General features: G+C 68.2%; 19 protein-coding genes. 9 read left to right on the top strand and 10 right to left on the bottom strand.

The features are described 5' to 3' along the window. Nucleotides 1-5: 5 nt before the first annotated feature. Genes DIE21_RS29750 through DIE21_RS29740 form a run of 3 tightly spaced genes read right to left on the bottom strand, consistent with a single transcriptional unit; the run spans nucleotide 6 to nucleotide 3997 of the window. Entirely contained in the window at nucleotides 6-209 is a 204-nt protein-coding gene (locus tag DIE21_RS29750) for a DUF1656 domain-containing protein (protein WP_124501027.1), read from the bottom strand. Beyond that, complete coding sequence (locus DIE21_RS29745; RefSeq protein ID WP_124501026.1) at nucleotides 206-2407, bottom strand: FUSC family protein; 2202 nt, start codon at nucleotides 2405-2407, stop codon at nucleotides 206-208. The genes DIE21_RS29750 and DIE21_RS29745 overlap by 4 nt, the downstream gene beginning before the upstream one ends. A 15-nt stretch (nucleotides 2408-2422) precedes the next feature. Then, complete coding sequence (locus tag DIE21_RS29740) at nucleotides 2423-3997, bottom strand: efflux transporter outer membrane subunit (protein ID WP_124501025.1); 1575 nt, start codon at nucleotides 3995-3997, stop codon at nucleotides 2423-2425. Nucleotides 3998-4154: 157 nt separating this feature from the next. Between DIE21_RS29740 and DIE21_RS29730 the strand changes: the two genes are divergently transcribed. Beyond that, nucleotides 4155-5096: a LysR family transcriptional regulator gene (locus DIE21_RS29730; protein WP_124501024.1), complete on the top strand. Its 942-nt coding sequence runs from the start codon at nucleotides 4155-4157 to the stop codon at nucleotides 5094-5096. Nucleotides 5097-5221: 125 nt separating this feature from the next. After that, complete coding sequence (locus DIE21_RS37395) at nucleotides 5222-5380, top strand: hypothetical protein (RefSeq protein WP_185642868.1); 159 nt, start codon at nucleotides 5222-5224, stop codon at nucleotides 5378-5380. 64 nt (nucleotides 5381-5444) lie between these two features. Here the strand turns inward: DIE21_RS37395 and DIE21_RS29725 are convergent, their stop codons facing one another. Genes DIE21_RS29725 through wrbA form a run of 4 tightly spaced genes read right to left on the bottom strand, consistent with a single transcriptional unit; the run spans nucleotide 5445 to nucleotide 8740 of the window. Further along, nucleotides 5445-6272, bottom strand: coding sequence for a metallophosphoesterase (locus DIE21_RS29725; protein WP_124501023.1), 828 nt, complete (start codon nucleotides 6270-6272; stop codon nucleotides 5445-5447). Between the two features lie 25 nt (nucleotides 6273-6297). Further along, nucleotides 6298-7719: an FAD-binding oxidoreductase gene (locus DIE21_RS29720; protein ID WP_124501073.1), complete on the bottom strand. Its 1422-nt coding sequence runs from the start codon at nucleotides 7717-7719 to the stop codon at nucleotides 6298-6300. Between the two features lie 20 nt (nucleotides 7720-7739). Beyond that, nucleotides 7740-8132: a DUF2069 domain-containing protein gene (locus DIE21_RS29715; RefSeq protein ID WP_124501022.1), complete on the bottom strand. Its 393-nt coding sequence runs from the start codon at nucleotides 8130-8132 to the stop codon at nucleotides 7740-7742. After that, nucleotides 8129-8740 carry an NAD(P)H:quinone oxidoreductase gene (gene wrbA, locus DIE21_RS29710; protein ID WP_124501021.1) on the bottom strand — a complete coding sequence of 204 codons (612 nt, stop codon included), beginning with the start codon at nucleotides 8738-8740 and terminating at the stop codon, nucleotides 8129-8131. The genes DIE21_RS29715 and wrbA overlap by 4 nt, the downstream gene beginning before the upstream one ends. A gap of 144 nt (nucleotides 8741-8884) precedes the next feature. On the opposite strand from wrbA, the gene DIE21_RS29705 reads away from it, so the two are divergent. Beyond that, nucleotides 8885-10216, top strand: coding sequence for a YihY family inner membrane protein (locus tag DIE21_RS29705; protein WP_124501020.1), 1332 nt, complete (start codon nucleotides 8885-8887; stop codon nucleotides 10214-10216). Nucleotides 10217-10234: 18 nt separating this feature from the next. Here DIE21_RS29705 and DIE21_RS29700 read toward each other — a convergent pair whose 3' ends face one another. Then, nucleotides 10235-10552 carry an Mpo1-like protein gene (locus DIE21_RS29700; protein WP_124501019.1) on the bottom strand — a complete coding sequence of 106 codons (318 nt, stop codon included), beginning with the start codon at nucleotides 10550-10552 and terminating at the stop codon, nucleotides 10235-10237. Nucleotides 10553-10711: 159 nt separating this feature from the next. Between DIE21_RS29700 and DIE21_RS29695 the strand changes: the two genes are divergently transcribed. From DIE21_RS29695 to aroC, 3 genes are all read left to right on the top strand, one after another. Next, nucleotides 10712-11173 (top strand): CBS domain-containing protein, encoded by a 462-nt coding sequence (locus tag DIE21_RS29695; RefSeq protein WP_057924282.1) that lies wholly within the window; start codon nucleotides 10712-10714, stop codon nucleotides 11171-11173. A 139-nt stretch (nucleotides 11174-11312) separates the two neighbouring features. Next, the gene (locus tag DIE21_RS29690; protein ID WP_124501018.1) at nucleotides 11313-13247 is read left to right on the top strand and encodes an MFS transporter; all 1935 of its coding nucleotides are present in this window, start codon (nucleotides 11313-11315) and stop codon (nucleotides 13245-13247) included. A 262-nt stretch (nucleotides 13248-13509) separates the two neighbouring features. Next, entirely contained in the window at nucleotides 13510-14610 is a 1101-nt protein-coding gene (aroC, locus tag DIE21_RS29685) for a chorismate synthase (protein ID WP_124501017.1), read from the top strand. A gap of 69 nt (nucleotides 14611-14679) precedes the next feature. On the opposite strand, the gene DIE21_RS29680 is transcribed toward aroC, so the two are convergent. Then, complete coding sequence (locus tag DIE21_RS29680; protein WP_124501016.1) at nucleotides 14680-15750, bottom strand: LacI family DNA-binding transcriptional regulator; 1071 nt, start codon at nucleotides 15748-15750, stop codon at nucleotides 14680-14682. Between the two features lie 238 nt (nucleotides 15751-15988). On the opposite strand from DIE21_RS29680, the gene rbsK reads away from it, so the two are divergent. The 3 genes from rbsK to DIE21_RS29665 all read left to right on the top strand — a co-directional run bounded on the left by rbsK (nucleotide 15989) and on the right by DIE21_RS29665 (nucleotide 19293). Next, a complete protein-coding gene (gene rbsK, locus DIE21_RS29675; protein WP_124501015.1) occupies nucleotides 15989-16918 on the top strand; it encodes a ribokinase in 930 nt (309 codons plus the stop codon). Between the two features lie 62 nt (nucleotides 16919-16980). Next, nucleotides 16981-18300, top strand: coding sequence for an MFS transporter (locus DIE21_RS29670; protein ID WP_124501014.1), 1320 nt, complete (start codon nucleotides 16981-16983; stop codon nucleotides 18298-18300). A 45-nt stretch (nucleotides 18301-18345) separates the two neighbouring features. Then, the gene (locus tag DIE21_RS29665; RefSeq protein WP_124501013.1) at nucleotides 18346-19293 is read left to right on the top strand and encodes a dihydrodipicolinate synthase family protein; all 948 of its coding nucleotides are present in this window, start codon (nucleotides 18346-18348) and stop codon (nucleotides 19291-19293) included. A gap of 115 nt (nucleotides 19294-19408) precedes the next feature. Here the strand turns inward: DIE21_RS29665 and DIE21_RS38330 are convergent. After that, nucleotides 19409-19485, bottom strand: a 77-nt coding sequence (locus DIE21_RS38330; RefSeq protein WP_133168007.1) for a 4Fe-4S dicluster domain-containing protein, incomplete at its 5' end; no start/stop codon positions are given.

The raw sequence follows: 19485 nt of genomic DNA, 5'->3' as shown, positions 1-19485 counted from the left end.
CGGAATCAACGATAGACGGCAAGACTCAGTCCGCCGCAAATGCAGACGAGAAGGCACGCGCGGAACAGCGACGGGTGCCAGACGAGACGGTAGAGGCCCGTATGGGCGAGCAGGCGGTCGACGGCCCAGGTCGCCAGCGCGCCCAGGACGAACATCAGGACCACCGTGGGCATGTAGGCATCGAGAATGGCGATTTCACGCGGCATCATGACGAGGCTCCTTGTTGGGGAGGCACGGGGCGGTTGCGGTTGAGCGGCTCGAGCGGCGATTCCGGATCGAGCAGCGCCGTGCGGACGAAATGCAGATGGCTCAGGATGCGCTGCAGCCGGTGGCGCTCCTCGCGCGACGGCGTGAACGCGTCGAGCGTCTGCCGGGTCGCGTCGATCGCGGTGTTGACCGCGGCGAGCGTCGCGTCGAAGCGCGCCGCGCTCGGCTTGCTGAACAGCGCGGACAGCGCGGTGCGCATCGTCTCGATCGCGCGTCGCCACGGCGTCGTCGGCGCATGGCGCGGGTCGGACGGCAGCGTCGCCAGCTCGGCGCGCAGGTCGAGCGCCGCGTTGCCCGTTTCCAGCACGGCGAACATCCAGCGCAGCGCGTCGCGCTGCACGTCGGGCTGGTCGGCCGACAGCGTGTGCGCCTGGTACATCAGGTCGCGCGCGCCGCTCTCGAAGCGCGTGCGCAATCCGGCCAGCCGTGCGTGGCATGCCGCGACCACCTGGTGGCGCAGGTCGGCGAACAGCCGCTTCTTCAGCCACGGCGCGGTCGGCGGGAACAGCACCGCGAACGCGATCGCCGAGACCAGCATCGACAGCACCAGCGCGAGCGCATCGTTCATGAAGCTCGTCGGGTCGTAGTGCGTGACGCTGTCCGGGCCGGCGAGGAAACAGAAGAAGATCAGGTAGCCCATCCCGTAGCCCGCGAGCTTCGGCTTCAACGTCATGTAGATGCCGATCGAGAGCAGCGGCGCGAGGGCCACGCACAGCAGCGGGAAGCCGTCGATGTGCGGGTAGATCCCGAACATCAGCAGGAAACCCGTGCAGACGGCCAGCGCGGTACCCATGCCCATCTGCGCGGACATCGCGGTCGGGCGCGGCGTCGACGACGCGAGCGCGCAGGTGGCCGCCGCCGTCAGCGTCATCGTCACGCCGCTCGGCCACGCGGTCGCGATCCAGAACCAGCCGAGCACGAGGATCACGGTCGCGGTGCGAATCGCCGCGATCACCATCGCCGTCACGTTGGTGCGCGGCTCGTAGCGTTCGATCCAGCGTTCGCGCTCGTGCGTCGCGGTCGACAGCGACGCGTAGGTCGCCGCGTATTCGTGCAGGTCGGTGATGAAGCGGTACAGCAGCTCGGCGGCCGTGTCGAAGTCGAGCAGCGGAAAATCGGGCTGCGTTTCGAGCGCCGCGCGCGTGGCGCGGATGCGGCGCGGCAGCGCGTCGCGCCATGCAAGCAGCTGTTCGGCGGCGAGTGCCGCGTCGGCCGACGTGCGCACGGGTTCGCCATGGCGGGTCAGGAGCGGCGCGATCTCGCGGAAGTACGGCTCGATCGCATCGATCGCGGCCTGTGCGCCGGCCGCGCGCAGCCGGTTCATCAGCTGGTGCAGCGCATGGAAGCGGCTCGACACGCTCATGAACTCGCTGTTCAGCCGCGCGAGGCGGCCGCTGCGCATCCGCGTGTCCGGATCCTCGAACACGGCCATGCTGCGCGCGGCTTCGAAACCGACCACGTCGGCGACGAAGCGCGTATGGATCGTTTCGATGTGCGTGCGGTCGAGCTTGCCCGACAGTGCAGCCGCGACGTAGTCGACGAAGCTGCCGAAGCGCTTGCGTACCGTCGTGCGCATCTGCTCGCCCGTGTACTGCGGAAACACGAGCGCGCTGACGACGCCGGCCGACACGATCCCGATGATGACCTCGGACACGCGCGTCATGGCGCTCATGAACGCGCCGTCCGGATGCTGCGACGCGGGCAGGCCGATCAACGCGGTCGTATAGCCGGCGAGCAGGAAGCCGTAGCTGCGGAAGTTGCGGTTGCGCGCGGCGCCGGCCGTGCACAGTGCGATCCACAGCGCGACCGCCAGCAGGAACAGCTGCGGCTGCTGCGGGAACAGCCCGACGAACGTGAGCGTCGCGATCAGCCCGAAGATCGTGCCGGCGACCCGGTAGAAGCTCTTCGCGAGCACGGCGCCGCTTTGCGGCTGCATCACGATGAACACCGTGGTCATCGCCGTCTTCGGCGCCGGCAGGTCGAGCCGCATCGACACGCCGGTCGCGATGAACGCGGCGAGCAGTGCCTTGAACAGATAGAGCCACGCGGCGCCGTCGCTGCGGGCCCAGTCGCCGAATGCGGCGTACCAGGCCGCGAGCGGGCCGCCGGCGTGCGTGGAAGCGGGGGAGGAGGCTGACATGGCGGTCGCTCCGCGTTACCGTGCGGCCGGCGCGGCGGCCGTGCCGGACGCAGCGGCCGTCGTGACCTGCGCGGGCCGGGCGGCGGCCGCGACGGGCTTCGCACCCGAGGCGGCGGCACCCGCGGCGGATGCGTCGTGCGGCACGTCCGTCCCCGTCTCGACACCGCCGCCGAGCGCGGCCATCAGCTGCGCGTGCGCGGCGAGGCGTTCCGCGTCGATGCGGGCCGCCGTCTCCTGCGCGCGCAGCAACTGCTGTTGCGCGACCAGCACGTTCACGTAGTCGGTCAGCCCGCGGCGGAAGCCTTCGCGCGACAGCTGGTAGCTGCGGTCGTTGGCGGCCACCGAGCGTGCGGCGTCCTTCTTCTGGGTAGCGAGCGAGCGGATCCGCACGACCTGGTCGGCGATGTCCTTGAGCGCGCCGACGACCGTCTGGTTGTAGCGCTCGACTGCCTGGTCGTAGCCGGCGTTGGCCGCACCGAGCTGCGCGCGCAGGCGGCCGCCTTCGAAGATCGGCAGCGACAGCGCGGGGCCCGCCGTCCAGCCGCCGTTCATCGCGCGCAGGAAGTCGGTGAACGGCGCGGTCACGCCGAAGCCGCCGACCGTCGCGAGCAGGTCGATGTTCGGGTAGAACGCGGCTTTCGCGACATCGATGCCGCGGGCCTGCGCGTCGACCGTCCAGCGGGCCGCGACGACGTCCGGGCGGCGGCCGAGCAGGTCGGCCGGCAGCGCGGACGGCAGGCCGGCCGGCGCGTCGAGCGACAGGCTCGGCCGCTTGATCGCGTCGCCGGCGCCCGGGCCCTTGCCCGCGAGCGCGGCGAGCTGATGGCGTGCGAGCTGGATCGCTTCTTCATAGCTGTCGATCTGGCGCTCGTAGTCGGGCAGCGTCGATTCGGCCTGGCTGACTTCGAGCTGCGTGCCGAGCCCGGCCTGCAGGCGCTTGCGCGCGAGATCGGCCAGCGAGCGCTGGCGTTCGAACGTTTCATGCGCGAGGTCGAGCAGCGCGTAGTTCATCGACATGCCGACATACGCGCGCACGACGTTGACCTCGAGCTCGAGCTTCGCCGCCCGGGCGTCGGCCGCGGTCGCATGCGCGGTGTCGAGCGCGCGCTCGGTCGCGTTCTTGTCCTTGCCCCACAGGTCGAGGTGGTACGACAGGCCGAGCGTGCCGGTGTTGTTCCAGGTGTCGGCGTTCGCGAGCGGGCCCGGGCCGTAGAACACGTTGTCGGGCCAATGCTCGCGCATCAGCGACAGGTTGCCGTTGATCTGCGGCAGTTCGGCCGAACGGGCCACGCGCGCCATCGCCTGCGCTTCACGCACGCGGGCCTCGGCGGCCGCGAGGGTCGGGTTGCCGGCCTGCGCGGCGGCGATCCATGCGTCGAGCTGCGGGTCGCGGTACGCGCGCCACCAGTCGGACGCCGGCCAGCCTGCGTCGCGGTCGGCCGCCCGAATCGCAGCGCCGGCGTCGAGCGCGTTCGCTTCGATGCGGGCGGACTGCGGCTTGTTGTCGCCCATGCTCGCGCATCCGGCCATTATTAATGAGACTGCAAGAACCGCCAGTGCCAGCGTCCCTTTTGTTGCCGGAGACCGCACGATTTTCTCCCTTTCGGATATAGATGAGCCGGATGCGATTATATTTTTCAGCGATTCCTGAATAAACGAACAACGGTGCAAGTCATTTTTACGAATCCTGAGATAATATTTGTTCGATCCTGTGCAACAATCCCTCCGGATTCAAACGGGTAATGGGATGGATACGTTACAAAACATGCGGGTATTCGTCCGCGTGGTCGACGCGGGGAGCTTTACCGCGGCCGCCCAGCAGATGAATTCGACCACCGCCTATGCGTCGCGCGCCGTGTCGGATCTCGAGGCGCACCTGCGCACGCGCCTCCTGAACCGGACGACGCGTCGGATCGCGCTGACCGAAGCCGGCGAGCGCTACCTGCAGCGCTGCGAGCAGATCCTCGCGTACGTCGACCAGGCCGAAGCCGAAGCGGGCGACGCGCATGCGCGCCCGTCGGGCAAGCTGAAGGTCCATTGCTTTACGAGCCTCGGGCAGCACTACCTGGTGCCGGCCATCGCGCGCTATCGGCAGCGTTATCCGGACGTGCACGTCGAACTGACGCTCGCGCAGCGCATGCCCGACCTGCTCGACGAGGGGTACGACGTCGCGATCGTCGTCGGCCGCGACCTGCCCGATTCGGGGCTCGTGTCGCAGCGGCTCGGCGAGAGCTATAGCGTCGTGTGCGCGTCGCCCGGCTATGTCGACGCGCACGGCGCGCCGCAGACGCCGGCGGATCTCGCGCAGCACGTCTGTCTCGGGATGGTCGCGCCGGGCTTTCACTTCGACGAGTGGTCGCTGTCGGGCCCGCGCGGCGACGAGGTGATTGCGATCACGGCGCCGCCGTTTCGCGTGAACGTCGCCGAGGCGCTCGCGGTGGCCGTGCGGGAAGGGATGGGGATCGGCGGGTTGCCGCTCTATTCGGCGATCGGCGGGCTGCGCAGCGGACACATCGTGCGCGTGATGCCCGAATACCGGTCGCACGTGATGAACATCTACGCGCTGTATCCGTCGCGCCAGTACCTCGACGCGAAAATTCGCACCTGGGTCGATTTCCTGCGCGACGAGTTGCCGGCCACGCTGGAAGCCGACGAAGCCGCGCTCGCGCAGTTCACGGCTGCGACATGACAGCGCGGTCGAGCCCAATCTGACGAGATTTGTCGTTCACGCAACACTTTTTTACTATCGGACCGCGGACAGTTTGATACTGTTTGAATCATTGAGATTTGGAACTGCCTACACCCGGAGTCGCAATGGATACGCAACTGATGATCGGCCTTGGAATTCTGCTTGGCGCGGCGGCGGCCGCCGCGGCGACGCGCGATCTGCTGCGCGCGATGAAGGCACGGATGAAGCCGGTGCCGGTGCGGGTGCGCACGTCGTCGAACGGATCGCGCCGCGCCGATCGCTGATCGGGCAGCGTTCCGGATCGGGGAGGGCCGCATCGTGCGGCCCGATGGCCTGTTGGCCCGGCGTTCAGCCGAACTCGACCACTTTGTCCCACGCGAACGCGGGATTTTCCAGTTCGCCGGTGCGCCGGTGGATATAGCCGCGCGGATTGCACACCACGTGCGTGCCGCTGTCGGTCACGTAGTCGAATGAAGTATGCGTGTGGCCGTGGATCCACAGGTCCACGGGCGGCCGCACGAGTTCCGCCATGTCCGTGACGAATCCCGCCGACGCCAGGTCTTCCGCGTAACGCTCCGCCAGCGAGCGCAGATGCGGCGCATGATGGGTGACGACGATCGTGCGGCCCGCGAACGGCGTCGCGAGCCGCGCTTCCAGCCACGCGCGGCTTTGCCGGTGCAGCGCGATCGCGTCGGCCGGCGTGAAATCCCGTTCCGGTGCCTGGGCCGCATGCAGTGCCGCATCGTGCGGCCACGTCACCTGGATCAATCCCTTGAAATCGAGCATCACGCGCACGCCGGCCTCGATCGCGCGCGCGACGCTCGCATCGTCCGAGCCGAACAGCGAGAAATCGGTCCACAGCGTCGTGCCCAGCACGCGAAAGCGCTGCGCCGGATCGACGTACACGCCGTTGTTCAGGTAATGCACGTTGTCGAGCGCATGCGCGGCGTCGCGCATCGCGGTCTCGAGCGCGCCGAATTCCCCGTCGTAGTACTCGTGGTTGCCCGGCACGTAGACGACCGGCACGCCCGGATCGAACGTCTCGGCGGCCCAGCGCAGGCCTTCCGCATGGTTGTGGATGTCGCCGGCCAGCACGACGAGATCCGCGTCGGCATGCGCGATCGTGTCGGGCTGGTTGCATTCGAGATGCAGGTCGGACAGGACGCGAACTCTCATGGACATCGCTCCGGGGTGAGTGGCTTCAGCGCAGGACCTTGCCGGGATTCATCAGCCCGCGCGGGTCGAGCGCGGTCTTCAGCGTACGCATCAGCGCCGTTTCGACCGGCGACTTGTAGTGCTGCGCGTCGTCGATCTTCAACTGGCCGATCCCGTGCTCCGCGCTGATCGTGCCGTGGTGACGGTGCACGTTGTCGTAGACGATGCGATTGATCGGCTTCTGGAATTCCGCGAGGAACGCTTTCGGGTCGCCGCCTTCGGGCGTCTGCACGTTGTAGTGCAGGTTGCCGTCGCCGAGGTGGCCGAACGTGACCATCCGCGCACCCGGCGCGGCCTGCTGGATCGCCGCGTCGGTTTCGTCGATGAAGCGCGCGATCGACGAGATCGGCACCGCGATGTCGTGCTTGACGTTGAGCCCCTCGTCGGCCTGCGCGAGCGGGATATGTTCGCGCAGGTCCCAGAACGCGCGCGACTGCGCGAGATTTTCCGCGACCACCGCGTCGACCACGAGCCCGGCCTCGAACGCCTCTTCCATCAGCTTCTCGAACAGCGCGCGCGCATGCGTTTCGCTCTCGTTGTCCGACAGTTCGAGCAGCACCGTCTGCGCATGCGTGCGGTCGAACGGGTAGCGCAGCTGCGGATAGTGCTTGCCGACGAGCTGCATGCAGAAGTCCGACATCAGCTCGAAGCCGGTCAAGAGCGGGCCGGCCGCGCGCTGCGCGAGCGCGAGGAAGTCGAGCGCCGCGTGCGGCGACTCGAGCGCGGCCAGCGCGGTGACCTGCGCGGCCGGCAGCGGGTGCAGCTTCATGACGGCGGCCGTGATGATCCCGAGCGTGCCCTCCGCGCCGATGAACAGGTCGCGCAGGTCGTAGCCGGTGTTGTCCTTGCGCAGCCCGCGCAGGCCGTCCCAGATCTCGCCCTGCGGCGTCACGACCTCGAGCCCGAGGCACAGCTCGCGCGCGTTGCCGTAGCGCAGCACCGCGGTGCCGCCCGCGTTGGTCGACAGGTTGCCGCCGATCGTGCAGCTGCCTTCGGCGGCGAGGCTCAGCGCGAACAGCCTGCCGCCTTCGCGGGCGCGCGCCTGCACGTCGGCGAGGATCACGCCGGCTTCGACCGTGATCGTGTTGTTGTGCGGATCGAGCGCGCGCACGCGGTTCAGGCGCGCGAGGCTCAGCACGGCCTGGCTGCCGCTCGCGTCGGGCGTCGCGCCGCCGGCGAGGCCCGTGTTGCCGCCCTGCGGCACGAGCGCGACGCCGTGCGTGTTCGCGAGCCGGACGAGCGCGGCGACTTCCGCCGTATCGGCCGGTTTCAGCACCGCGCACGCGCTGCCCTTGTAGCGGCGGCGCCAGTCGGTCAGGAACGGTGCGGTGTCGTGCGGATCGGTCAGCACGTAAGCTGCGCCGATCGCGTCGCGGCAGGCGGATACGAAGGCTTCGGGAGAAATCATCACGTTCGGTCGCGTAAGGGTCAGGACGCGGCGCGCTGCTGCTTCGCCGCGCGCTTGAACGGCGCGACGTAGGCAAGCGCAGCCACGAAGAAGCCGACGGCGAGCGCGGTCTCGCACCAGCCGAGCGTCGCGGACAGCCCGCGGTCGGACATGCCGCGCACGATGCCTTCGGCGAAATAAACGAGGATCAGCATGCTCGCCCACTGCATCGTATAGATGTTACGCCGCCAGACGCCGGGCAGCGCGAGCGCGAGCGGCACGGCCTTGAGCATCAGCGCCGAGCCGCCCGGGCGCAGCGGCGCGAGCCACAGCTCCCAGGCGAGCGACAGCGCGATCAGCGCGACCAGGCACGCGGCGGCGGCCCGCGCGTAGTGCGGCCGGGCGGCGACGGCGGGGCGGGCGGGCGCGTTCATGCGGCCCCGGCGGCGGACAGGGCCGCCGCCGCGCGGGCGAGCCGCACGCCGAGCGCGGCCGCGAGCGCCTTTTCGTCAGCCGACAGCCCTTCGGTCGCGCCGCGATCGTGCTGCGACACGTGCGATGCGCCGTAAGGCGTGCCGCCGGTGCGCGTCGTGCCGAGCGCGGACTCCGTGTACGGGATCCCGACGATCATCATCCCGTGATGCAGCAGCGGCAGCATCATCGACAGCAGCGTCGATTCCTGGCCGCCGTGCAGGCTGCCGGTCGACGTGAATACGCTCGCCGGCTTGCCGGTCAGCGCGCCCGACAGCCATTGCGGGGTCGTGCCGTCGAGGAAATACTTGAGCGAGGCGGCCATGTTGCCGAAGCGGGTCGGCGAGCCGAGCGCGAGGCCCGCGCATTCCTCGAGATCGCGCAGCTCCGCGTATGGCGGGCCGTCGGCGGGAATGTCGGGGGCGGTGGCTTCGCAGACCGTCGAGACGGGCGGCACGGTGCGGATGCGCGCCTGCATGCCGGGCACGCTGTCGATGCCGTTCGCGATCGCGAGCGCGAGATCGCGCGTGGCGCCGTGACGGCTGTAATAGAGCACGAGGATGTCTTTCATGGGCGACGGGGCCGCGTGCGGCCGCGCGCATGCCCGGTGCAGTCGGCCCCTGCTGGATCGAGCGGCTATTATAGGGGCTGAAGTCGTCGCGCAGCGCGGCGGCGGCGCGCCGTCGGGCGCGCGGCATCAAGAAGGAGAAGCCGTTTGCCGAAGTTGAGCGTCGATCTCGACACCATCAAGCGCCTCGCGCAGTTCGCGGCCCGGCGCAGCGCCGAGGATCGCATCCCGCAGGTGGCGGGCAGCCTCACGTTCACGACGATGCTGGCACTCGTGCCGCTCGTGACGGTCGCGTTCGCGCTGTTCACCGCGTTCCCGATGTTCGCGTCGTTCCAGATCTCGCTGCAGGGGTTCCTCGCCGACCACCTGATGCCCGCGCAGTTCAACGTCCAGATCTTCAAGTACCTGAACCAGTTCGCGTCGAAGGCCAAGGGGCTGACGACGGCCGGCCTGATCGTGCTCGTCGTCACGTCGGTGATGACGATGATGACGATCGAATCCGCGTTCAACCTGATCTGGCGGGTGCGCAAGCCGCGGCCGTTCGCGCAACGCGTGCTGGCGTACTGGGCGCTGATCACGCTCGGCCCGCTGCTGTTCGGCGTGAGCCTGTCGATCTCGTCGTACCTGTTTACGCAGTCGCTGGCGTTCACCGGCGCCGCGCCGTCGACGTCGATCGTCGAGTGGCTGCTCGCGCTCGTGTCGCTGCCGCTGACCGTGCTCGCGTTCACGCTGCTGTACGTGTACCTGCCGAACTGCACGGTCGCGTGGCGCGACGCGGTGATCGGCGGGCTGTTCGCGGCCATCGCGTTCGAGCTCGCGAAGCGCGGCTTCGGCTACTACGTGCGGCGCATTCCGACCTATACGGCTGTATACGGCGCGTTCGCGGCGCTGCCGGTGTTCCTGCTGTGGGTGTACCTGAGCTGGTTCATCGCGCTGCTCGGCGCGATGGTGGCGTCCGCGTTGCCGGCGATCCGCGTCGGCCAGTTCCATCGCATCCACTATCCGGGCAGCGACCTGCTCGACGCGCTCGAACTGCTCGCGCGGCTGGCCGAGGCGCGCGCGGTCGGCAAGCCGGGCTATACCGCGATGCGGCTCGCGGCCATGTTGCGCTGCGACATGGAAACCGCGCAGCGGCTGCTGCAGACGATGGAGGAGCGGGAATGGATCGCGCGGCTGGACAACGGCGAGCCGCCGCCGCGCTACATCCTGCTGGCCAACCCGGAGCAACTGACGCTCGCGCAGCTGTTCGACGTGCTGGTGATCGACCGCACGGAACTGACCTACCAGCTGCAGCGGCGCCGCAGCCACGTCGACGGCACGGCACTGCTCGAGGTGCTGTCGAACGACCGCTTCGACGTGTCGCTCGCGTCGCTGATCGCCGCGCACCGGCTCGCGGGCGCGCAGCCGGCGGCGACCGTGCCCGGGCCGGTGCCGGGCGGGGCGCCCGACCCGCACGCGCGGCCGCCGAAAACGGCGTGACGCGCTGCCCGGCGGCCGTTACAGCGGAATCTTGCCGGTGCAGATGTCCTTGAACATGACCCAGTCGCCCATCAGGCTGTAGATCGGGTGCCGGAACGTGGCCGGGCGGTTCTTCTCGAAGAAGAAGTGTCCGACCCAGGCAAATCCGTAGCCGCACACGACCGCCGCAGGCAGCCACGGCCAGTCGCCCGTCGCGATCGCCATCGCGACGCAGCCGATCACGCCGAGCGAGCCGATGAAATGCAGCCGCCGCGACGTCAGGTTCTGGTGTTCATTCAGGTAGTACGGGTAGAAATCAGCGAAGCTGGCGAATTGCTCCGTATGCGTATGTGCCATGGCCGTCTCCTCGGGCCGCCGTCCATGCGGTCATTGTGCGGCGGGCGGCCCGCGTCCGCAAGCGGGGGGGTGCCGCGCCGCGCGGGCCCGTGCTTTCCTTTTGACAGGCTTTCCGATAGGATCGAAAGAGGATTTGCATTCAAGCATGAGGGGACTACGATGCGCGTCAGCGATATTCTGAAAGTGAAGGGCAACACGCTGTTTACGGTGACGCCCGATAAGCCGCTGCGCGAAGCGGTCGATACGATGGCCGAACACGATATCGGTTCGCTCGTCGTGATGGAGTACGGCGATCTCGTCGGGATGCTGACGTTCCGCGAGATCATCCTGCGCCTGCATGTGAACGGCGGCGCGATCGGCGACGTGCAGGTGCGCAAGGTGATGGACGAGCCGCTCACGTGCACGCCGGAAACCGACGTCAACGAAGTGCGCCGGATGATGCTCGAACGCCATGCGCGCTACATGCCGGTGCTCGACAAGAAGGTGCTGATGGGCGTCATCTCGTTCTACGACGTCGCGAAGACGGTCGTCGAGGCGCAGAGCTTCGAGAACCGGATGCTGAAGGCGTACATCCGCGACTGGCCGGAATCGGAATCGGAAGCCGAAGCGCACAAGTCGTGAAACGCGTCGCGCCCGGTGCCATGACGCGCGGGCGCTGCCAGTCGGCGCACGGCGGCGCAGGTTCAGCCTGCGCCGCCGTTTTTTCAACAACGATACAAGGCCCGCGCAGCTTCGCCCAGACGATGCGCGCGTATTCCGCATGAGCGATCACTCGCAAGTCTCTTCCGCGTCGCGCGGCGAACGACGCGCTCACGCGTCGCAGTTCGACCTGTTGCGCCAGCGTCGTTTCGCACCGTTCTTCACGACCCAGTTCCTGGGTGCGTTGAACGACAACGTGTTCAAGATCGGGTTCACGTCGCTCGTCACCTATCACACCGCGCGTTTCTCCGGTGTCGACGCAAAGACGGCCGCGTTCCTGATTTCCGCGATCTTCATCTTGCCGTTCGTGCTGTTCTCGGCCACTTCCGGCCAGATCGCCGACAAATACGACAAGGCGACGCTCACGCGCTTCGTGAAGACCTTCGAGATCGTGCTGATGCTGGTCGGCGCGGCCGGTTTCGTCATGCACAGCGCGACGCTGCTGTATCTGTGCACGTTCATGATGGGGATGCACTCGACGCTGTTCGGCCCCGTCAAGTATTCGTACCTGCCGCAGCATCTCGGCGACCATGAGCTGGTCGGCGGCAACGGCCTCGTCGAGATGGGCACGTTCATCGCGATCCTGATCGGCACGATCATCGGCGGCGCGGCCGCGGGCATCGAAGGCAGCGGCGAGCGCGTGCTCGCCGTCAGCGTCGTCGTCATCGCGCTCGCGGGGCGGCTCGTCGCGCAGCGCGTGCCGCCGACGCCGGCGCCGCAGCCCGATCTCGTGATCAACTGGAACCCGGTCAGCGAGACGTGGCGCAACCTCGGGCTCGCGCGGCAGAACCGCACCGTGTTCCTGAGCCTGCTCGGCATCTCGTGGCTGTGGTTCGTCGGCGCGACGTTCCTCACGTCGTTCTTCAATTTCGCGAAGGACGTGCTGTCCGCGAGCCCCGACGTCGTCACGGTCCTGCTCGCGACGTTCTCGGTCGGGATCGGCCTCGGCTCGCTGCTGTGCGAGCGGCTGTCACAGCGGCGCGTCGAGATCGGCCTCGTGCCGCTCGGCTCGATCGGCATCAGCGTGTTCGCGATCGAGCTGTATTTCGCGAGCCGCTCGCTGCCGTCGCCCGGCCATCTGCTGTCGGTCGGGGAATTCCTGGCCGGCGCGCGCCACTGGCGCATCCTGGCCGACCTGTTCCTGCTCGCGATGTTCGGCGGGTTCTACAGCGTGCCGCTGTATGCGCTGATCCAGAGCCGCAGCGCGCCGACCCACCGTGCGCGGATCATCGCCGCGAACAACATCCTGAACGCGCTGTTCATGATCCTGTCGGCGCTGATGGCGATGGGGCTGACCAAGGCCGGCGTCGACATCCCGGGCCTGTTCCTCGTCACCGCGCTGCTGAACGTCGTCGTCGCGACGTACATCTACCTGCTCGTCCCCGAGTTCCTGCTGCGCTTCGTCGCGTGGGTGCTCGTGCACACGTTCTACCGGATTCGCCTCGTGCATGCGGAGCGGATCCCGGAAGAGGGCGCGGCCGTGCTCGTGTGCAACCACGTGAGCTACGTCGATGCGCTCGTGCTGGCTGCCGCGAGCCCGCGGCCGATCCGGTTCGTGATGGATCACCGGATCTTCAGGACGCGCTTGGCGAGCTGGGTGTTCCGGCATGCGAAGGCGATCCCGATCGCGCCGCGCCACGAGGATCCCGGCATGCTCGCGCGGGCGTACGACGCGTGCGAGGCCGCGCTGAAGGACGGCGAGCTCGTGTGCATTTTCCCCGAAGGCAAACTGACCAAGACGGGCGACATCAACACGTTCCACCACGGCATCACCGAGATCCTGAGCCGCACGCCGGCGCCCGTGATTCCGATGGCGCTGCGCGGGCTGTGGGGCAGCTATTTCTCCCGTCATGCCGATGCGCGGATGCCGCGGCCCATCAAGCGCGGCGTGATGAGCCGGCTGACGCTCGCGGTCGGCGAGCCGATTCCGGCATCGGTCGCGACGCCCGAGGCGCTGCAGGCCGCGGTGACCGAACTGCGCGGCGCGCGCAAGTAAGCGGGGCGGGCCCGGCGGCGTCGTGCCGGGCCTCGATGGCCGCCGCGAAGCGGCCCGTTCGGCCGGAACGGCGCGGGCTCGACCACCACGCCGGGCCGTATTGATGGCCGGCCCGTGTGGTCTGAACGGTTCACCCGGCCCGCGGGCGCCGGGCGGCTGGCATAATAGCGGTTTACCCCTTTTTCTCGACCGGCAAACGATCGGCCTGCCTGCGGCCCCGGCAGCGCATCGGTTTGCCCATTTCTCTTTGGGCGGTTCCATCATGTCCGGCAATACCCTCGGCACGCTTTTCACTGTCACGACCTTCGGCGAATCGCACGGTCCCGCGATCGGCTGCGTGATCGACGGCTGCCCGCCGGGAATGGGGCTGACCGAAGCCGACATCCAGGTCGAGCTCGATCGCCGCAAGCCCGGCACGTCGCGACACGTGACGCAGCGCCAGGAGGCCGACGAGGTCGAGATCCTGTCCGGCGTGTTCGAAGGCGTGACGACCGGCACGCCGATCGCGCTGCTGATCCGCAACACCGACCAGCGCAGCAAGGACTACGGCAACATCGTCGAGACGTTCCGTCCCGGCCATGCCGACTACACCTACTGGCAGAAGTACGGCATCCGCGACTACCGCGGCGGCGGCCGTTCGTCCGCGCGCCTGACCGCGCCGATCGTCGGTGCGGGCGCGGTCGCGAAGAAGTGGTTGCGCGAGCGTTTCGGCGTCGAGGTGCGCGGCTACATGAGCGGCCTCGGCGAAATCGACGTGCCGTTCGTCGACTGGTCGCATGTGCGCGAGAACCCGTTCTTTTCGCCGAACGCGGCGATCGTGCCGGAGCTGGAAGCCTACATGGACGCGCTGCGCAAGGACGGCGACTCGATCGGCGCGCGCATCGACGTCGTCGCATCGGGCGTGCCGGTCGGCTGGGGCGAGCCGGTATTCGACCGTCTCGACGCGGACATCGCGAAGGCGATGATGAGCATCAACGCGGTGAAGGGTGTCGAGATCGGCGCGGGCTTCGACAGCGTCGCGCAGCGCGGCTCGGTGCACGGCGACGAACTGACGCCGGCCGGCTTCGTCGGCAACCATGCGGGCGGCGTGCTCGGCGGGATTTCGACCGGGCAGGACATCACCGTGTCGATCGCGATCAAGCCGACGTCGAGCATCCGCACGCCGCGCCGTTCGATCACGAAGGCCGGCGAAGAGGCGACGGTCGAGACCTTCGGCCGCCACGATCCGTGCGTCGGCATTCGCGCGACGCCGATCGCCGAGTCGATGCTCGCGCTGGTGCTGATCGATCATGCGCTGCGCCATCGTGCGCAGTGCGGCGACGTCGAGACGCCGACGCCGAAGATCGCGGGCAGCGCGACCTGACATGACCGGGCCGGCACCCGCCGGCTCGACCGGCACGATGCACATCGGGGCGCCTGGGGCGCCCCGTATTCATTGGGCTGGAGGCTGGGGCGGCGCGGCCGATTCACGCACCCGCAGCTCGGGCAGCACGGCGCAACCGGGGCCGGCCTCGCCGTTCGCGAGCGCGTCGAGCAACGCGTGGGCGGCTTTGCGCCCGATCGCGGCGGTGTCGACCCACATCGTCGTCAGTGACGGCCGGATTTCGCGAGCCAGCGCGACGTCGTCGAATCCGGTGATCGACAGTTGCGACGGCACCTCGATGCCCAGGGCCTGCGCCTCGAGCAGCGCGCCGAGCGCGAGAGCGTCGTTGCCGCAAATCACGGCCGTCGGGCGCGTCGCGCCACTGTCGGCAATCGCGCGCAGGCTCGCCCGCCCGAACGCGATCGTGGCCGCCCCCTCGTGCTGGTGCACCGGGCGAACCGCGAGCCCGCGCGCGGCAAGCGTGTCGTGAATGCCGCGCAGGCGGGCCTGCACGCGGTCGTTGTCCGCCGAAGGCTGCATGATGATCGCGAAATCGCGATGACCGAGGTCGAGCAGGTGCGTGGTGAGCCGTGCGAATGCCGCGCGGTTGTCGAAGCCGATGCAGCAGTGCGGGCTGCCGTCGCGATACGCGTAGGTCACGACATACGGCACGCGATGCTGGTCGAGCAGTTCGAATACTTCCGGCGGATACGCTTCACCGACCAGCGACACGGCTTCCACGCCGCGCGACAGCATCGCGCGCACCTGCGCCAGCGCTTGCGCCGGGTCGTAATTCGAGCAGCCCAGAAAGAGGGTGATCCCGTGTTCGGCCATGACCGCCTGCATCCCCGCCACCTGCGACGCGAACACCTGGTCGTCCAGCGTCGGGATGATCGCGCCCGTGATGTGGGTGCGCGTGGATGCGAGCGCACGGCCGGCGGCGTTCGGAATCCAGTTCAGCGCGCGTGCGGCGTCGCGCACGCGCTGCTGTACGTCCGCCGATACCTTGCCGGGATCGTTGTAGACGCGCGAAACGGTCGCGGTCGACACGCCGGCCAGTTTCGCGACATCGCCGAGCACCGACCGGCCGCTGCCGCGGCGTGCGCGCGCCGCGCCGCCGCTGGATGGAGGCGTGCTCATCGGTTGTCCCCGGCCGCGACCATCGCGCAGACTGCGCACGTTCTCAAAAACGCCATCGTTTACCCTCGATTCATCGTGGTCTCGCTTGCATTCCCGGTCTCGCCTGTGAGAATGTAAGCGCTATCTTGATGCCAATCCGTATTATGTCAGACACAGGTACCAGCTGCATTGCGAAGTTTTTGTCGACGTCGGCCTTTCCGGCCATTTTGTTCGCCGCAAATGTAAGCGGTTACATTCGATGATGAATCACGCAAAGCCACCCCGAATCGCTGTCGTCGGCAGCGTCAACGTCGATCTCGTCGTGCGCGCGCCGCGTCTGCCCGTACCGGGCGAAACACTGCTCGGCACCTCGTTCCAGACCGTCCACGGCGGCAAGGGGGCGAACCAGGCGGTGGCCGCCGCGCGCCTCGGTGCGTGGGTCGCGATGATCGGCTGCGTCGGCAACGACGCGTTCGGGGCACGCGTGCACGACGCGCTTGCGGCGGAGCGCATCGACGTGACACACCTGCACCGGATCGACGGCGAGGCAACCGGCGTCGCCACGATCACGGTCGACGCACACGGGGCGAACAGCATCGTCGTCGTGCCCGGTGCGAACGCATGCCTCGATGCCGCATTGATCGACGCGTCGCGCGACGTGATCGCCGGCGCGGCGCTGATGGTATGCCAGCTCGAAGTGCCGATCGAGACCGTTGCGCGCGCCATCGGCACTGCCATCGCACATCGGACGCCCGTGCTGCTCAATCCGGCGCCTGCCCGGCCGCTGTTCGACGCATTGCTGGCCCGGATCGACTACCTCGTCGTCAATGAAACGGAAGCGGAGTCGCTGACCGGCATCGCGGTCGGCGACGACGCATCGGCGGTACGCGCCGCCGATGCGCTGTGCGCGAAGGGCGTCGGCAACGTGCTGGTCACGCTCGGCGCGCGCGGCGTGTGCTGGCGCGGGAGCGCAGGACACGGCCGCCATCGGGCAATGGCGGTGGTCGCCGTCGATACGACGGCGGCCGGCGACACCTTCGTCGGCGGGTTCGCGGCGGCCCGGGCGAGCGGGGCGTCGATGGACGATGCCATTGCGTTCGGCCAGCGTGCCGCCGCGATCAGCGTGACGCGCTACGGCGCACAGACCTCGATTCCGACACGCGACGAAGTGGAGCGTGCGGCCGTATAGATTCCGCGACGACGGAAAGGGCCGGAGCCCGGCAACCATTCAGGACAATGGAGACAAACGCAATGAACGAGAATCATGCTGTTCCGACTGCGCCGCCACGCATCCGGCGCGGACAACGTATCGCGCTCGCGCTGCTGATGGTGAGCGGGATCGTCAACTATCTCGACCGCGGCACGCTGGCTGTCGCGAGTTCGGCCATCCGGAACGATCTCGGTCTGTCGCTCTCCGAGATGGGCTTGCTGCTGTCGGCATTTTCGTGGAGCTACGCGCTGTGCCAGTTCCCGGTCGGCGGACTCGTCGATCGGATCGGACCGCGCCGGTTGCTCGGCGTCGGGTTGATCGTCTGGTCGCTCGCGCAGGCGGCGGGCGGCATCGTCGCCACCTTCGGCTGGTTCATCGTCGCGCGTATCGTGCTCGGCATCGGCGAGGCGCCGCAGTTCCCGTCGGCGGCGCGGGTGGTGAGCAACTGGTTTCCGCTGCGTGCACGCGGTACGCCGACCGGAATCTTCAACGCGGCATCGCCGCTCGGCACCGCACTCGCGCCGTTGCTGCTGTCGGTGCTCGTCGCGTCGTTCAACTGGCGCTGGGCGTTCGTCGCGACGGGGGCGCTCGGCCTCGTCGTCGCCGTCATCTGGTTTGCCCTGTACCGCGATCCGGCGCGTGCGCAATTGACCGCGGCGGAACGCACGTATCTCGATGCCGATGCGCAGACGGCCGTCGCAGCGCCGAAACTGACCTTCGCCGACTGGCGCAGCCTGTTCTCGCACGGCACGACCTGGGGCATGCTGATCGGATTCTTCGGTTCCGTGTATCTGAACTGGGTCTACCTGACCTGGCTGCCGGGGTACCTGACGATGGAGCGTCACATGAGCCTCATTCGCACCGGGTTTGCCGCGTCGGTGCCGTTTCTGTGCGGGTTCGTCGGCTCGCTGGTCGCCGGCTGGCTGTCGGATCTGGTCACGCGCCGCAGCCGCTCGCCAGTCGTGAGTCGACGCAACGCGGTGGTCGTCGCGATGCTCGGGATGGTCGCGTTCACGATTCCGGCCGCGCTCGTGCAGAGCAACACGGTCGCCCTTGCGTGCATTTCGGTCGTGATCTTTCTCGCCAATGCGGCATCGGCGTGTTCGTGGGCGCTCGCGACGGCGGCCGCGCCGCCGAGCCGCATCGCATCGCTCGGCGCGATCCAGAATTTCGGCGGTTTCATCGGCGGGGCGCTCGCGCCGATCCTGACGGGTGTCATCGCGCAGAAGTGGTCGTTCGTGCCGGCGCTGCTGACGGCGGCGGCAATCGCATTCGCCGGCGCGATGGCTTACCTGCTGCTGGTGCGCAAACCGATTCCCGAGCAGGCCTCGAGTGCCGCGCCCGGCGCGCTGCCGGCCTGAGCACCGCGGCTATATCGCGCATTTACTGAAGGAAGGAGAAAACAGATGCAACACCACCAGCAGTCGACCGCGACCATCGAGGGGATCGTACCGGTGATGCTGACGCCGTTCGACGACGCCGGCGCGATCGACTACGCGGGCCTCGAGCGACTCATCGAATGGTATCTGGCGCACGGCTCGGATGCGCTGTTCGCGGTCGCGCAATCGAGCGAGATGCAGTTCCTGAGCCTTGCCGAACGTTCGGAACTCGCGCGTTTCGTGATCGAGCGGGTGGCCGGGCGCGTGCCCGTCGTCGCGTCCGGGCACATCAGCGAAGATCTCGATGCGCAAGTCGCCGAGCTGCGCGCGGCGGCGGAATCGGGGGCGCAGGGCGTCGTGCTCGTGACCAACCGGCTCGACCCGCAGCGCAAGGGCAGCGCCGCGTTTCTCGACCATCTTCACAAGCTGCTCGCGCGACTGCCGTCGGATGTGCCGCTCGGCTTGTACGAATGCCCGGCGCCTTACCGCCGATTGCTGTCCGATGATGAACTGCGCGCGTGCATCGACACCGGCCGCTTCGTGATGCTCAAGGACGTGAGTTGCGACCTGGAGACGGTGAAGCGGCGCGTTGCGCTCGCTGCTGGATCGCCGTTGAAGATCCTGAATGCGAACGCCGCGATCGCGTGGGATGCGATGAAGGCGGGCTCCGCCGGTTTCAACGGCGTGTTCACCAACTTTCATCCGGATCTGTATCGATGGTTGCGCACGCGGGGCGACTCGGATCCGGCGCTCGCCGACGAGTTGTCGACGTTCCTGGTGGTTTCGGCGGTGTCGGAAGCACTGGGCTACCCGGCGCTTGCGAAGATCTATCACCAGCGGATCGGCACGTTCGCGTCGATTCGTTGCCGCGCGATCGACTACGACGTGCGCGAGCGGTTCTGGGCGCTCGACGCCGTGCTCGACAAGATCGTTTCCGGTACCGAGCACTTCCGCCGGCGGATCGCGGCGCGCTAGCGCGTGGCAGTGCGGCGCGCGATGCATGAATCGCGCGCACTTCAGAGGGCAGGGCGGCGTCGAATGCCGAACGGACGAAAAAAAAACGCCGCGCGAAGCGGCGTTTTCCGGCAGGTTACATGTTCGGGTAATTCGGCCCGCCGCCGCCTTCCGGCGTGACCCACACGATGTTCTGCGTCGGGTCCTTGATGT

Source organism: Burkholderia sp. Bp9140 (assembly GCF_003853425.1).
GTDB lineage: Bacteria > Pseudomonadota > Gammaproteobacteria > Burkholderiales > Burkholderiaceae > Burkholderia.
The sequence above is the reverse complement of the archived record's forward strand: the minus strand, read 5'-3'. Positions and strand labels throughout refer to the sequence as shown.